Source organism: Fictibacillus iocasae (assembly GCF_042665465.1).
In the GTDB taxonomy this organism is placed as follows: Bacteria; Bacillota; Bacilli; order Bacillales; family Fictibacillaceae; genus Fictibacillus; species Fictibacillus iocasae.
The window spans coordinates 39390-55088 of sequence record NZ_JBHTCP010000015.1 but is presented as its reverse complement, the minus strand read 5'-3'; the positions used below and the strand labels follow the sequence as shown (position 1 = coordinate 55088).

Annotated in this window: 9 protein-coding genes; 8 read left to right on the top strand and 1 reads right to left on the bottom strand. The window is 49.2% G+C overall.

Annotated features, from left to right (window positions below):
- Window positions 1–86 precede the first annotated feature (86 nt).
- The 6 genes from ACFQPF_RS09400 (at window position 87) to ACFQPF_RS09375 (ending at window position 12839) form a co-directional block, all read left to right on the top strand.
- A complete protein-coding gene (locus ACFQPF_RS09400; protein ID WP_379748928.1) occupies window positions 87–2375 on the top strand; it encodes an ATP-dependent DNA helicase in 2289 nt (762 codons plus the stop codon).
- Window positions 2376–2974: 599 nt separating this feature from the next.
- Entirely contained in the window at window positions 2975–5044 is a 2070-nt protein-coding gene (locus ACFQPF_RS09395; RefSeq protein ID WP_379748926.1) for a hypothetical protein, read from the top strand.
- Between the two features lie 49 nt (window positions 5045–5093).
- Window positions 5094–7001: a beta-propeller fold lactonase family protein gene (locus tag ACFQPF_RS09390; protein WP_379749144.1), complete on the top strand. Its 1908-nt coding sequence runs from the start codon at window positions 5094–5096 to the stop codon at window positions 6999–7001.
- Window positions 7002–7642: 641 nt separating this feature from the next.
- A complete protein-coding gene (locus tag ACFQPF_RS09385; RefSeq protein WP_379748924.1) occupies window positions 7643–10429 on the top strand; it encodes a bifunctional diguanylate cyclase/phosphodiesterase in 2787 nt (928 codons plus the stop codon).
- A 46-nt stretch (window positions 10430–10475) separates the two neighbouring features.
- Window positions 10476–12110: a thiamine pyrophosphate-binding protein gene (locus tag ACFQPF_RS09380; protein ID WP_379748922.1), complete on the top strand. Its 1635-nt coding sequence runs from the start codon at window positions 10476–10478 to the stop codon at window positions 12108–12110.
- Between the two features lie 276 nt (window positions 12111–12386).
- The gene (locus ACFQPF_RS09375; RefSeq protein ID WP_379748920.1) at window positions 12387–12839 is read left to right on the top strand and encodes a hypothetical protein; all 453 of its coding nucleotides are present in this window, start codon (window positions 12387–12389) and stop codon (window positions 12837–12839) included.
- A gap of 122 nt (window positions 12840–12961) precedes the next feature.
- Here ACFQPF_RS09375 and ACFQPF_RS09370 read toward each other — a convergent pair whose 3' ends face one another.
- Complete coding sequence (locus tag ACFQPF_RS09370) at window positions 12962–13246, bottom strand: hypothetical protein (protein ID WP_379748918.1); 285 nt, start codon at window positions 13244–13246, stop codon at window positions 12962–12964.
- A 176-nt stretch (window positions 13247–13422) separates the two neighbouring features.
- Between ACFQPF_RS09370 and mtnK the strand changes: the two genes are divergently transcribed.
- Both mtnK and mtnA read left to right on the top strand, forming a co-directional pair.
- Window positions 13423–14670: an S-methyl-5-thioribose kinase gene (gene mtnK, locus ACFQPF_RS09365; protein WP_379749142.1), complete on the top strand. Its 1248-nt coding sequence runs from the start codon at window positions 13423–13425 to the stop codon at window positions 14668–14670.
- Window positions 14633–15688: an S-methyl-5-thioribose-1-phosphate isomerase gene (mtnA, locus tag ACFQPF_RS09360; RefSeq protein ID WP_379748916.1), complete on the top strand. Its 1056-nt coding sequence runs from the start codon at window positions 14633–14635 to the stop codon at window positions 15686–15688. The genes mtnK and mtnA overlap by 38 nt, the downstream gene beginning before the upstream one ends.
- The last annotated feature ends 11 nt before the right edge of the window (window positions 15689–15699 follow it).

Below are 15699 nucleotides of genomic sequence, written 5' to 3'. Positions count from 1 at the left end.
TGTCTTTATTTTACAGGGAGATGGGACGGTTCGGGAAGTGGGAGCTGTTTTTTGTTACACTGTATCTATTGGAAGGGGGAACGCGGATGAGTGAAGGTGTTAAGATATCGGTCAGGTCGCTTGTTGAGTACATGTACCGAAGCGGCAGCATCACGTCTGGCTTCATGTCATCTGCGAGCCTGACGGACGGAACGAAAGCGCATCAGAAAATACAGAAGACTTATGGTAAGAACGATGAGCGCGAGGTGTATTTGAAGTGCGAGGTTGTGCAGGGCGGTATCACCTTTTATATTGATGGCCGGGCGGATGGACTGCTGTATGATGATGCCGGTGCGGTTACGGTGGATGAGATCAAATCAACGGCAAGAGATCTGGGTGTTGTGGAGGAAGATTCGCATCCTGTTCACTGGGCACAGGCGAAATGCTATGCGTACATGTACTCGCTTGATCACGAACTGTGCGATATGAACGTTCAGCTGACGTATGTGCATGTGGTGAGTGAGGAGAAGAAGCGGTTTGTACGGACATTTTCGTTTGCTGAGCTGGAGACAGCGGTTTTTGCTGCGGCAGCGGCTTTTGTTCCGTACGCGCGTATGCTGGCGGAGCACGAGGCGAAGCGGAACGAAAGCATTCGTGAGTTGCCGTTTCCGTTTGACCGTTACCGCAATGGACAGCGAAAACTGGCTGGCGCGGTGTACAAGTCGATCGCAGACGGGCGGACGCTGTTTGCAAACGCGCCGACCGGAACAGGCAAGACCATCAGTACGACGTTTCCGGCGGTAAAGGCGATCGGTGAAGGGCATTTACAGCGCTTTTTTTATTTAACGGCGAAAACGATCACTCGGACAGCGGCCGAAGAGGCGTTTCACCACATGCAATCGCGCGGACTTCATCTGCATACCGTGACGATCACCGCCAAGGACAAAGCGTGTTTAAAAGAAGAAACGCGCTGTCAGCCTGATTATTGCGAGTTTGCAGATGGCCATTTTGACCGAATTAACGGCGCAATGCTCGATATATTAAGCAATGAAACGGTCATGACGCGCGAGGTGATTCAGCGGTATTCGTTGAAGCACCGCGTATGTCCGTTCGAGTTTTCAATTGATTTGGCGTATGCGTCTGACGCGGTCATTTGCGATTACAATTATGTATTTGATCCGAAAGTGTCATTGAAACGGCTTTTTGAGGAGCAGAAGAAAAAAACGGCGATACTTGTGGACGAGGCGCACAATCTCGTCGACCGGGCGCGTTCGATGTTTTCAGCTGAGGTGGAGAAGAGTTTATTTTTGCAGCTGAAGCGGGAATTTAAAGGGCGTGATAAGGGTGTTCTGGAGACGGTGTCTGCGGTGAACGATTATTTGCTGTCGGTGCGAAAAAGCATGGAGCCGGAGCGGGAACGTGTTGAGGCTGAACTGCCAGAGGAGCTGGTGTCGCTGCTCGAAGCGTTTTGTGTGCAAAGTGAGCGTGTGCTCGCGTCTGGCTCAGATAGTGAGTTGCTGCTGCAAGCGTATTTCGCGGCGAACAGCTTTAATCGAATTTCGTCGCTGTATGATGAACGGTTTGTGACGATGACGGAGAGCTATGGCAGCGAGGTGAGAGTGAAGCTATATTGCCTTGATCCGTCGCACGTTGTGAGTGAGACCGGCAAACGGTACCGGTCGCGTGTGTATTTTTCAGCGACATTGTCGCCTTTAGGGTATTTCCGTGAGATGCTCGGCAGCGCGCCAGATGATTATGTGTTTAAGATATCGTCTCCTTTTCCGAAAGAAAATTGGGATGTGTATGTGCAGCCTTTATCGACGCGCTACCGCGACAGGGAGCGGTCGTACGAGCCCATAGCCCGGGCGCTTGCCGAGGTGCTCACGGGACGGCCTGGCAACTTTTTGGTGTTCTTTCCTTCCTATGCGTACATGAACGAGGTGTACGAGGCGTTTTCGGCACGCGATGAGGCGGCGGAGACGATGGTGCAGCAGCCTGGCATGTCGGAGGACGAGCGCGAATCGTTTCTGCGTGCGTTTCGCGCCGATCAGGACGGGACGTTCATCGGGTTTGCCGTGATGGGCGGCATCTTTTCAGAAGGCGTCGATTTAAAAGGCGACCGTTTGAACGGGGTCGCGGTCGTGGGCGTCGGGCTGCCGCAGCTTGGGCTCGAGCGGAATATTATTAGAGAGTACTTTAATCGCAGCGGCCGCAACGGCTACGATTATGCGTACGTGTATCCTGGCATGAATAAAGTGCTGCAGGCAGGCGGCCGTCTGATCCGGTCCGAGGAGGATACCGGCGTTATTTTGTTAATTGATGATCGGTATATAACGCCGCAGTACCGAGCGCTGCTTCCCGATGAGTGGCGTAACTTTACAATATTGAATCGATGAGATGAGTGAATGAAGGTGTCCTGTGGTTATTAGGGCGCCTTTTTTGCACGTTATGAAAGCATAACTTTTTAACACAAAGGAGGAATTCGACGCCGTTAAAAGTTGAAAAAATACGTATTAATGCAATTAAGGATTGGCATCAGCCAAGTTTTCTATACAGAGTTCGGATTCTTTATCATTTAAAGTGATATGGGTGTATTAAATAAGCGTTTTATCTTGTTCAAAATCATGAAAATATGAACCATCACACCACTTTTTCAATTTGTTACAACAAATCTTGAGTTTGTTAGAGCAAAATTTGGATTTTTCACAACAACTAATCAAAATGTCACAACAAATTGCCGTAATCTTACAACAATTCACTTTTCAGGATATGGGGTCCGGTACCCCTTGCAGAAAACAGTGCTATTCCAGCAATTTATGTAAAAAGTACCGGACCCCGACCTTCACCGACCTTCAACGGACCCCAGACCTTTTCTTTGGATTGTCAATTCTATGTAATTACACATAAGTGATTGTTAGAGCGGAGGACAATCTGTATAATGATTCTTGTTGAGATTGAGAATTATTATCACTGCAATGACAGGGAGCGTAAATAGATGAAAATGAAACCGTTTAACACGATGGCTACGGCGGCACTTGCGATGAGCTTGTTTCTTGCAGGGTGCTCTGAAAATACCGGCGGAAACAGCAAGGACAATAAAGAAACAGCCTCACCGGTCTCGGTGAAACCGACGGACTATACGTTTGATACGGCTGGCAATATGTTTGCGTATGCGGAGTTTGAGCTCTCAGGTGAGCCGCTTGTTGAGGGGCTGGGGTTAGACCTTGACATCCTTGATCCGAAGAAGGTGGATCAGCCGGCGAAATTTGATTATACGGCTGGGATTGAGGCGTATGAGTATTCAGAAGAGGCGATGTATGAGGTTGTGGAGAAATCCGGTCTTGGTCTTCACCTCATGAACGGTCCGGTTATTCAAAAAATGGCGCAAAAGGAAAATAAGAAGCCAGAAGAAGTGCTCGGCGAGCGTTGTTATAAGCTGGCGGATTCAGTAGGGTACCCGCAAGAGGAAATTTTCTCGAACATGTATCCGACGATGATCGAGTATGCATCGGGTGATCCGCATTATGCGCAAAAAGTAGCGACAGGTGAGTACGCGCCTGGTGAGGACGGTGCGTATGTGCCGGAATATCAAGTAAACTTTGAATCTCTTCGCTGGGATCGCAGCCGTATGGAAAAGGTACTGTCGCCAGCGGCATACGGCGGTACGTTCCTCAAGCAGGCGCTTTGGGCGGGTGATTTTATGGGCGGCTTCCATACCGTCGATAAAGACGAGGAGCTTGCCGGTGAGACGATGAAAGACGATGCTGACAAGAATATCCGGCTCGGTGTAAGCTCGGCGGACGGCATGCAGGGCGTGATTTTAACAGAAGAAATCTGGAACAAAATCAATTATATTCATCAATCATTATTCTATCAATCTGCTAAAGAACAGCTTGGAAAAGCGGGGCTTGGCAGTGAGTATGATCCTGCGAAAGGACTCGTTTATCTGCCGCACGCGACTGAAGTGACGGAAGGCGGAAACGAGGCCGCGCCGAACGCGGAGTCGCTGAACGTGACGGACAAGCGCAGTGTGCTGAACGACCAGTGGATGATGCTATGGCCGAGTGCTGAGTTTTTCGGTATGACCGATCAGCGTGCGGACAATAAAAACACGCCGCCATCGTTCCGTGCCTTGTTTGACGGCGAGCCGTTTGCAGCGGCGCCAAAAGAGAACACAGACAGCGACCCGAAAAACGACGTGCTGTCAGATGATGCGTTCTCTGCTAACCGCGATGTGATGCTACATATCTTCAAAAACTTGGACGCGATGCATTTTAACAACAATAAAGGCACGTTTGTAACCGAGCATGACGGCGTGACGCAAGGCAATAAAGTGGATGTGTTTGAAGCGGGCTATACGATTGAGTCACTCCGCATTTTCCAGCGCGCGATCGACGGACTTCCTGTCGGCTATGCGAGCGGCGAGGCTGCAAAAGGATTGGAAACAGAGGAAGGCAAGCGGGCGCTTGAGCTGATTCGCAAGCAAGCTGATTTTATAATGACTGAGATGACGAACGAATCAGGCTTGGTGTCTGAAAGCTATACGATCGGCAAAGGGAAAGAAGGCAGTGAGACATTGAAGGCGCAGCTTGGCGCGATTCGCGGCTTGAATGCAGCGTTCCTGGCGACAGGAGATGAAAAGTATCGTGATGCAGCTCGTAAGCTGTATGCAGCGATGGACGAAAAGCTGTGGGACAAAAAAGCAAACGCGTACGAAACTGCAAAAGGCGAGATGAAATACGATCCGGAGACGGCAGGTGCGGTTGCGGCTGTTTACCGTGTGGCGCTAAACAACTTGAGCAATGCGAGCGGCGACGATGCGGTGAAGTCACTCGACAAGGAAACGATCGTGAGCCGCTATACCGACTTTTTTGATACGGTAATCGACGGACCGACCCTTGAAGAAGGCATGCAGACGAGTGAGTTCTGGGATACAGGCGATTTTTACAAAAAAGGCGATAAAACACAAAACACAGACGGCGACAATGTACCGCAAATCCAAGCGGGGCATGGCAAGTACGGCATATCGCCAGTTCTTGTGCCGGTGGAAGTAAAGAAAAAGTAAAGAGGCGATTGCATTGAAGCGAGTCATCTTTTCTCTGCTTCTGCTCCTTATGACAGGAGCGGCGGCCGGGTGCCAGTCAGAGAACGTAACGCGTGATTACGCGGTGAACAGCGACAACATCATACAGACGCATGACGGGAAAACGATTTTCACCGCCAATATTGATGTGAACTCGGTCACATTTATGGACGCGAAAAAGAAAAAGGTGACCGCGGAAGTGCCGGTGTGCAAGGAGCCGCGCCAGCTCACATTGAGTCCGGATGAAGAAAAGCTTTACGTGACGTGCATGTACGATAACAAAGTAAACGTGATTTCAGTGGAAGATCAGGAAGTTACCGACAGCATTAAAACAGGCGTGGAGCCGTACGGCGTTGTAACGAGCCAGGATGGAAAGCTTTTGTATGTGGCCAATTACCGATCCGATTCGTTGTCGGTTATCGATCTTGAGGACGAGAAGACGGTAAAAGAAATCAAGACTGGCAACCGGCCGCGGACGCTTGCGATCACGGCAGACGGCAGCAAGCTGTACGTGCCGGAATACTTGGACGCAGGCATTGACGTAATTGACACGAAAAAGCAAAAAGTCGTGAAGGTCATTCAGCTCGAGAACTCTCCGGATGTGAGTGATGTGAAGAAAAGCCAAGGCATTCCGAACACACTCGAGCAGTTCGTAATCAGCCCCGATGGTAAGACGGCTTGGGTGCCGCACATGCTCACGAACGTGGACACGCCGGTTCATTTTGAAGAGACGATTTTTCCGGCGATCTCGGTGATTGATCTGAAGAAGGATGAAGAGATTACTGAACAGCGGAAAGAGCTTTTTACCTCGATTAATGTAAAAGATAAAAGCGATAAAGCGATGATTGTGTCCAACCCGTACGATGTCGTGTTTCAGCGTGACGGCAGCAAGGCATACGCACTCATGTCAGGCAGCGAGGATCTTGTGGTGTTTGATCTGAAGCGCGGCGGCAATGCGGTCCAGATTCTCCGACGCATTGAAGGCGACAACCCGAGAGGCATGGTGCTTTCAAAGGACGGCAAGACAATTTATGTGCATAACGCGATGAGCCATGATGTCGCGACGGTCGAGACCGGAGGCAAATTGGCGTTTTCGCAGGCAAGATTATCTGGTGAAAATGAAAAGCTGATACAGAAGGATTCGCTCACTCCGTTAGTTCGAGAAGGTAAGAAAATATTTTACAGTGCCAATAGCGACGAGTATGCAGCTGAGATTACCGGAAACAACTGGATGAGCTGTGCGTCGTGTCATGCGGACGGTGATATTAATGGATTGTCGATTATGACGGCTAAGGGCATGCGCAACGTTCCGAGCAATGTGGGGACGACAGAGAACGGATTGTTCATGTGGGACGGCAGCCGTGACGACTTTAACGACTACTTGCTCACAGTGCAGGGCGAGATGGGCGGCATGAGCGAACTAGATCCAGGCAAGCCGATCCCGTCCGATGTGCAGCACATGTTTGATGCGATGTTCGCGTATTTAGACGATCCGAAGTCGTTCCCGGCGCCGCAAAGTCCGTATGAAGATGGCAAGAAATTGTCGGCGGATGCAGCAAAAGGGAAGGAACTGTTTGAAGGAAAGGCAAGCTGTATCTCATGCCACGCTGGCTCACAGTTTACGGACAGCACGAAAGCTGTTGATGAGGATGGGAAGCTGACAACAAAGAATATTTCGTTTTTGCATGATATCGGAACGGGAAATACGGTTGACCGAGCGTCAAAAGGTGATGCACGCGCGGGGTATTTAAACCCACGTGACGCGAAGTCCTTTGATACACCGACACTTCGCGGCATATATGACACCGCGCCCTATTTTCATGATGGCAGCGCCAAAACGCTGGAGGAAGCGATCACCCGTCATCAGTACAAAGACAAACCGAACCTGTCAAAGGGTGAGGTCGTGCAGATCACGCAGTATTTGAAGTCGATAGAGTGATAGTTTTTGAGGAAGACTGGCCATGCTTTAGAGGGCTGGTCTTTTTTTCGTGATAAAAGTGTTGTCGCAATTGCAAGTGCAAACATGTTGTATCGAGCCCCGCATAGCAGCCGCATCATCAGTTCAAAACGACGTTAAATCGGTGCTCAAGCTTCATTATTATAGGAAAATTGAGACGTTATCGTATCCATCTTAAAGGAATAAAACAAAAAACTCTTTTTAGTCCTAAAATCAACCTCTTGTCAGCGTTCAAAATGGCCTCGTTATAGCAATTTTTGCAAGGTTTACAACAAAATCAAAGTTTCTTAAAGCAAGATTAGCATTTTTTACAGCATATTTTAAACTTCTCACAACACTTTCCCGAATTCTTACAACAATTCACTTTTTCACTATCAGCAAAATAACGGGGTCCGGTACATTATTCACAGAAACCGCTCTACAGCGGCTTCTATACGAAAACGTACCGGACCCCCATTTATTGCTGAAAAGATAGTCCCATTTATTGGGCCTTTTGTTGCGTTTTTGTTAACTTGCTTCAGCGAACTGGAAAGGTGACAAGACATGCCCGATATAAACGTGAAAGTCTATTTTCCTAACGAGAAGGCTAACAACTTAATAGAAAGCTGCAAGGAGAGAGAGCTATGTCTGAAGTTCAAACGCGTTATTCCAGGCTCGCGGAAATTACGAAGCTGATCAATATGAAGCTAGAACTGAAAAATGTACTGGAATACGTCGTATCGGCTATTTCGGAGGAGATCGTGCAATGCGACTCGGTCGGTATTTATTTGCCGCAGGGAGACGGGACGTTTCGCGGCTATGCCGGCAAGCCTGAAGTCATTAACGGGATAACGCTCGATAAAATGATTATTAATCCGGAGGTAGACCTGTTGGCTAGAGAAGTGCTTTCGACGAAACAGGCGATCTATATCCCGGAAACATCGGCTGATAAAAGGCCAGACCCTGCTGCGGTACATACATTCAGCATTAAATCACTGCTATGTGTGCCCATCTATTATGAAGATGAAATTTATGGGCTCGCGTTTCTATTCGATTATGGCATACCGATGAATTTGTCGCGTGACGAAATTCAAACGGTTGAGGCGTACGTCAATATGGCGGCTGTTGCCATTAGAAATGCAAATGATCTGAGTCGGAAAGAGAACCTGATTGCTGAAAAACAGCTGCTGCTCGATATTAACCGTGATCTGCCACATTGTGAAACGATGCAGGATGTGCTGAACACGTGCTTTTATTATGTGGGAAAAGTGTTGAACAACACGAACGTTGCCGCACATGTACTCGACCCAATCGTTGAAAAAAATATTAAACCTAATTCCTTGAGCAAGGACAGCGATTGGAACGAAGACGACTGGATGAAAAAGCATGGTGAGATCAACTATGATTCGAGCAAGGATGAGCTGATTCAGGAGGTTGTGCGGACGAAAAAGCCTGTCTATATACGCGATGTGTTCGCTGATCCGAGGCCGAACCATGAAGTGTGCCGCCAGTTTGGAATAAAGGGCATGTATATGATGCCCCTTGTGGCAATGGGTGAAGTGCTCGGTGCGATTCCTGTCCCGCATCTGGATGAGAACGAGGAGGAATTTTCTGAATCAGATCGGCAGCTGGCACAATCCATCGTGGATGCGACAGCACTTGCGCTGGCTAACCTGCTTTTCTTTGAGAAAAAGGAGCTCATCATACAAGAGCGGACGAGTGAGCTGACACAGAAAAACGCGGAGCTCGAGCATGTTGTCAAACAGCTGAAAAGGCTCAGCCGTGAGAATGAATTGATCTTAAATGCGGCAGGCGAAGGTATCTTTGGCCTCGATCTGGACGGTCATTTCACGTTCTGTAATCCGGCGGCCGTGTTCATGCTTGGCTACAGGGAAAAAGAGGAGCTGATCGGTCTTCCTTTCAGCAAAATATATGCGCGGTCTCTTGGAGAAGGAGAGAACGAGCCATTCTCGATTCCTAGGAGCCCGCAAAACACAACGGACGAGCATTTCTTCAAAAAAGACGGCACGAAATTTCCTGTGGAATTTGTGGCCTCTTCTATCGTGGAAGGAGAGAGCACGGTTGGATATGTGGTCACTTTTAAAGACAGTACCGTCCGCAAGCAGATGGAAGAGAAAATCAGGTACCATGCGTACTACGACAGCTTGACGAACCTGCCAAACCGTGTGCTGTTCAAGGACCGTCTGAACCAGGCACTGACGTATGAGCGACTGCACAATGAGCAGCTGGCGGTTATGTTCCTGGACCTTGACCGCTTTAAAACGATCAACGACACGATGGGTCACAGCTATGGCGACCTGCTGCTGAAAAAAGTGGCAGAGCGGCTCGTCGCCTGTCTTCCTCCTGAATGCACGGTTTCACGGCAGGGCGGTGATGAGTTCACCATTATTCTTCCGAGTGTAAAGAACGAGGCGGAGGTACGGCGTATTTCTGAGAGTATCCTAGAGTCATTCAATAGCCCGTTTGATCTTGACGGCAATGAAGTCTTTGTTAAAACGAGCATTGGGGTCGCTTTATATCCGAAGAACGGTTGTGACAGTGAAGAGCTGATCAAGAACGCGGATACAGCAATGTATAAGGCGAAGGAGCTCTCAGGGGGGAACTGCCAGTTTTATGAGCAGGGAATGGATGTGCGCACTCTGGATAGCGTCAGGCTTGAGAATGACTTGTACAAGGCGCTCGAGAATCAAGAATTCCTACTGTTTTATCAGCCGCAAGTGGATGCACGCACAAACCGCATCTTTGGAGTAGAAGCACTGATTCGCTGGAATCATCCAGTAAGAGGAATGATTTCGCCGCTCGAGTTCATTACCATTGCAGAAGAGACGGGGCTCATTGTACCGATCGGCGAATGGGTGATCAGGACAGCGTGCAGCCAGCTGAGGGAATGGCACAATCTTGGCTGCAGCCTGAAGATGTCTATCAATATTGCCGCGCAGCAATTTAAGCAAAAGAATTTGATTTGTATCGTGCATTCTGCGCTGGCCGAATCTGGTGTTCCAGCTGAGCTGCTCGAGCTAGAGCTGACAGAAAATGCCATCATACAAAATACCGATCTCACACTGAAAATGATGGGACAGCTGAAAAAATTAGGTGTGAAAATTGCGATCGACGATTTCGGTACAGGGTATTCGTCTCTCGGGTATTTAAAGAACTTTCCGATCGACACCTTGAAGATTGACCAGACATTTGTGAGAGATGTGACTGTTGATCCGAATAACGCGGCCATTACGGATACGATTATTACACTTGCGCAAAATTTAAAGCTCGACGTAATCGCGGAAGGCGTCGAGACAGAAGAGCAGCTGAATTTCCTGCTTTCTAAGGAATGCTATTACATGCAAGGCTATCATTTCAGCCGTCCGCTTGCAGCTGAGGATTTGAAGAGTCACTATTTTTCAGAGCAATAATCGCAGTACAGATAGTAAAAAAATGCTAATAGGGGAGCGATTTTTTATGAAAGCTGTTCGGCCAGTATTGGATTATTTGAAAAGCGGCGGAGTGGAGTATGTGTTTGGTATTCCTGCCGGCTCGGTAAATGCCTTTTTTGATGAATTGTATGAAATGCCGGAGATCAAGCCGGTCGTGACAAAGCATGAGGGAGCCGCCTCTTATATGGCTGCTGCTTATGCCAAATATTCCAAGTCGCTTGGTGTCTGCATTGCCTGCAGCGGTCCTGGCGCCACGAACCTTGTAACGGGTGCGGCGAACGCGATGAGAGAGCATCTGCCTGTGCTGTTTCTGACAGGTGCTGTTCCGGTGAAGACGGAAGGACTGAACGCCTCGCAGGAGCTGGATGTCTCGCCGGTTTTCGCACCTGTTACGAAATACAGTGTCTCGGTCAAAAGCTCGGACTCTCTATTGGAAGAAGTAGCGAAAGCAGTGGAAATCGCGCTTGAAGGCGTGCCAGGACCGGTTCATGTGGCGATGCCGATCAATGTGCAGTTAGATGTGCTGTCCGTGGTGCCTGAGCTTCCGCCGTTTCCGGTGCACTCGCCAGCTGAGCCGAGTGAAGCGTTGGTCGCACGCGCAGCAGAGCACCTCTTTCGTTCTAAGAGCGGCTATATTTTTGCCGGACAAGGCATTCGAGGGGCTGAGCGCCTTGTGCTAAAGCTAGCTGAGCTCTTAGGCTGGCCTGTGCTCACGACACCGCAGGCGAAAGGCATGATTCCGTCTGGTCACCCCTATAGCGCTGGTGTGTTTGGCTTTGCCGGACATGAAAAGGCGTCAGAGCTCGTGAACGGAACCGGGGGGGAAACACTGCTCGTTCTTGGATCGAGCCTTGGCGAGACAGCTACAAACAACTGGAACGATAACCTAACAAAAGATCGCTATGTGATTCAGGTTGATATCGATGAAACCGTGTTTGGCCGCAAGTATGAGGTGGATCTGGAGGTAAAAAGTGATGTGTCTGCATTTCTGTCTGCACTGATTGAGAAGCTCGAGTCCTATGGATTTGAAAAGGATGAAGCAGCGGTTCAAATACGTGCGGACAGCGGTAGTGGTGAGGACTACAACACGAAGAACGTCCTGCTGAAGCTGCAGGATTATTTGCCATCCTCCACTCGATACACGGTCGATATCGGGGAATTCATGTCGTATGTGATTCATCATATGAAGGTAAAAGAGAATAACACATTTGATATTAATGTCCATTTTGGCGCGATGGGAAGCGGCATCAGCACAGCGATCGGTTCGATGTTGGCAGAGCCTGGGCGCCCGGTCGCGGCGATTACGGGTGACGGCTGCTTCTTCATGCACGGAATGGAGCTGCTCACCGCGAAAGAATACAACCTGCCCATTTTGTTTGTGGTGATGAACAACGCCCGCCTTGGAATGGTGTATCATGGCCACACCCTGCAATACAAACGCTCACACGCTCGCTTTGAGCAAGAGCCAGTCCGTATTGCAGCAATGGCAGAAGCGATGGGCATCAGGAGTGCGCGTGTCGAGTCGTTGGACGATTTGACGATGAGCATGCTTGGTTCGCTAACCGGCGACGGTCCGGCACTGCTTGAAATTGCGCTTGTCGACAACAACGTCCCGCCAATGGGCGACCGCGTCAAGTTTTTATCTTCGTTTGGGAAGTAAAGAATGAATAAAAGCCTCACCTGGTGCAACCCTGCACCTTGTGGGGCTTTTTTAATGTGTGATAGGAGAAGCTTGGCGAAACCCGTGCGTGGAGGATGACCGCTCATCAAGCTGCTTTACCGTGCTTACGTAATAGCAGCCGAACATTTTTTATCTTCCTTTTCCTTTTACTCGCCGTGTTGTTTCACGTGTAACTGTTATTCTACGAAAATAAAAAGGAAATAAACGTGTCTGCTGGAAAATAGATATATAGAAAATGGCGGAGGGTGATACCTGATGGATTTGGACTGGCTCGTGCCGGGGGCTGGCGTGCTGGTTGCAGGCACGGTTCTCGCTGTATGCATTGCACAATTCAAACGGGAAAGAAGTGAAGACATGTTTCGTCAGCTGTATATGTATCTTGTCCTGTTCGTGACGTTGATGATGCTCATGAAAGGATCTGTTGAGATTTTCAAAAATATCGCGGATTTATCATCACCGCAAATGTATTACATGAATTACGTGGAGTTTAAAAACAGCGAAATCACGTTAGCAAAAGAAACAAAGATGGATATCCCGTCAGACTTTGCCCTTCAAGAGCGTTACGATGCAGGCGTGAACTCGTTTAACGAGCAGGAAAAGAACAGAGGTGTAAACAACCTGATTCAGTCGCTCGGATGGATCGCCATTCCTTTGCCAGTGTTCCTATATTTTCAATACAGGCTGCGGAGAGAGCGAAAGCAGTCATAAAAAAAACCTACATCTTAAACGACCAGTGCACGCAAAGACTGGTCGTTTGCTTGCTCATTAAGAGTACATTTTATCTGTGTAGTTTATAAGATTAGAATAAAAGCCAGGTTAATTATGTGAACTCACGATGAAAGTCTCTCACCGGCTTGTATTTTTTTCATCCATTCGTGTTGTTCGTCTCTTGAATGAAAGTAAATATCTTTATCTACTTCTAAATCGATGGCTAATAGTACAATAAAGTATTGATGTAATTTGTCTTCTTCACTCGTTAGATGATCTCGGCTATCAAAGTTTTCGACCCATTTATATGCCCACAAATGAAACGCTTCTCTTGTCATCTTGCTATCTAATACTTGTTGCAGCTTTGTCACCATGACCTGGCTTGTTGGTTGTTCTTCGTATGCCATAAAGTCGCCCTCCTTACATTCGCTCTACGTAATAACAGCATACTAAACCAGAAATCGTATTCCTATCCTTTTTCTTTTTGCAGTTTAGGATACAGGAGGGTAAAATGAAAGTGGTGTTGTAAGCGCTTACCTAAGGGGGCTGCATAGTGGAGAAAACATTTTCGCACTACTTTTTGATGGATATAGAGGATGTAAAGGAATATGTCAGGTGCAAGCTGGACGTGTTTACCCCGAACTGTGAACTGCAGTGCGAGGAGATCGGTGACGGCAACTTGAATTATGTGTTTCGGGTGCGAGACGTCAATTCAGGGATATCGGTTATTGTGAAGCAGGCGGGCGTGACGGCGCGCATATCCGACGAGTTCAAGCTGTCGACCGACCGGAACCGCATCGAGTCCGAGGTGCTCCTGCTGCAGGATAAGCTCGCGCCAGGACTGGTGCCAAAGGTGCTTCAATATGATGATGTGATGAGCTGCTGTGTGATGGAGGATTTGTCGTCGTATACCATTTTACGTACCGCATTAACGGATGAACAGCGCATTTTCCCGTTGTTCGCCGATCACATCACGACATTCATGGCGAACACGCTGCTGCTCTCGAGCGATGTGGTGATGAATCATAAAGACAAGAAGGCGGCGGCCGCAGCGTTTTCGAATCCGGAGCTGTGCGAGATTACTGAGGACCTCGTGTACAGCGAGCCGTTTAAAAATCATAACAGCCGCAACGACGTGTTTGCGCCAAACGAGCATTTTGTGGAAAAAGAGATTTACGGAGACGATGAGCTGCGGCTGGAAGCGGCTAAGCTGAAGTTTCAGTTCATGACGAATGCGCAGGCTCTTCTGCACGGGGACTTGCATACAGGCTCCATTTTTGTAACCGAAAAAGAGACAAAAGTGATTGACCCGGAGTTTGCCTTCTACGGACCGATGGGCTATGACATCGGCAACGTGATCGCCAACCTGATGTTCGCATGGAGTCATGCGACCGCGGTTAATGCGCGAACGGAATATGTGCAGTGGCTTGAGCAGACGATCGTCGATGTGGTGGATTTGTTTCGCACGAAATTCACTGCGCTATGGGATGCGTCTGTTCAAGATGTCATGGCGAAGGAGCCAGGATTTCGCGCGTATTATTTGCAGAACGTGATGGCGGACAGTGCGGCCGTTGCCGGTCTAGAGCTTATCCGCCGGATCGTGGGGCTTGCTGGAGTGAAGGATATCAGCTCGATTGCGGATGAACATGATAGAATAGCAGCGGAGCGTGTGCTGCTGACCGCGGCAAAACGGTTGATCAAGAACCGGAACGAATTTGAGGCAGGCGCTGATTATATCGGTGCGCTGAAACAAGCACAGCATGATGTGAACTGGAAGACGGGGAGAGAAAACGATGAACAAACATCTCATATCGATTATATGGGAAGATGAGAAACTGATTTTGCTCGATCAGACGGTTTTACCCAATGAGGTGAAATACGAAGCGTACACAACGGCCGAGAGTGTGTGGGACGCGATACGGGTCATGAAAGTGCGCGGCGCCCCGGCGATCGGTGTGTCTGCGGCGTACGGTCTGTATTTAGGCGTGAAGAATCACGGCGGCACAGATCGCGCAGGATTTTTGGAAGCTGTGAAAAAGACCTCCGCTTATTTAGCGACATCTCGTCCAACAGCTGTTAACCTGTTTTGGGCGCTTGAGCGGATGGAACGGGTCGCAGAGCAGAACAGCGGTTTAACCGTTGTAGAGGTAAAGGATTTGTTAAAGCGGGAAGCAGAGGCGATTCATGCGGAGGATGAACAGATCAACCGTGCGATCGGCGAGAATCTGCTCACCCTTTTAAAAGACGGCATGGGCTTGCTGACACATTGCAATGCGGGTGCACTTGCGACAGCTAAGTACGGCACCGCGACGGCGCCGATGTATTTGGCGAAAGAGCGCGGCTGGAATTTTAAAGTGTACAGTGACGAGACACGTCCCCGTCTGCAAGGATCTACGCTTACGGCGCTCGAGCTTCATTCAGCAGGTATCGATGTGACGGTCATTACCGATAACATGGCCGCAGTCGTCATGTCTCAGGGCAAGATCGACGCGGTGATCGTCGGCTGTGACCGTGTGGCGGCGAACGGCGATACGGCGAACAAGATTGGTACGCTCGGCGTGTCCATTTTGGCGAAGCATTACGGCATTCCGTTCTATGTGGCGGCACCGACACCGACGATCGATAGGAATACGCCGGACGGAGCCGGCATTCCGATCGAAGAGCGCGATTCGTCAGAGGTGACGAGCCTGTACGGCGTGCAGACGGCACCTCCTGGCGTGAAAGCGTACAACCCGGCGTTCGATGTGACGCCGCACGAGAACATTACGGCGATCGTTACGGAAAAAGGGATCGTGCACGCGCCGTTTGAACAGAATTTAGCCGAGCTATTGAAAGGCCAAACCATATAAAAGAGGTGCAG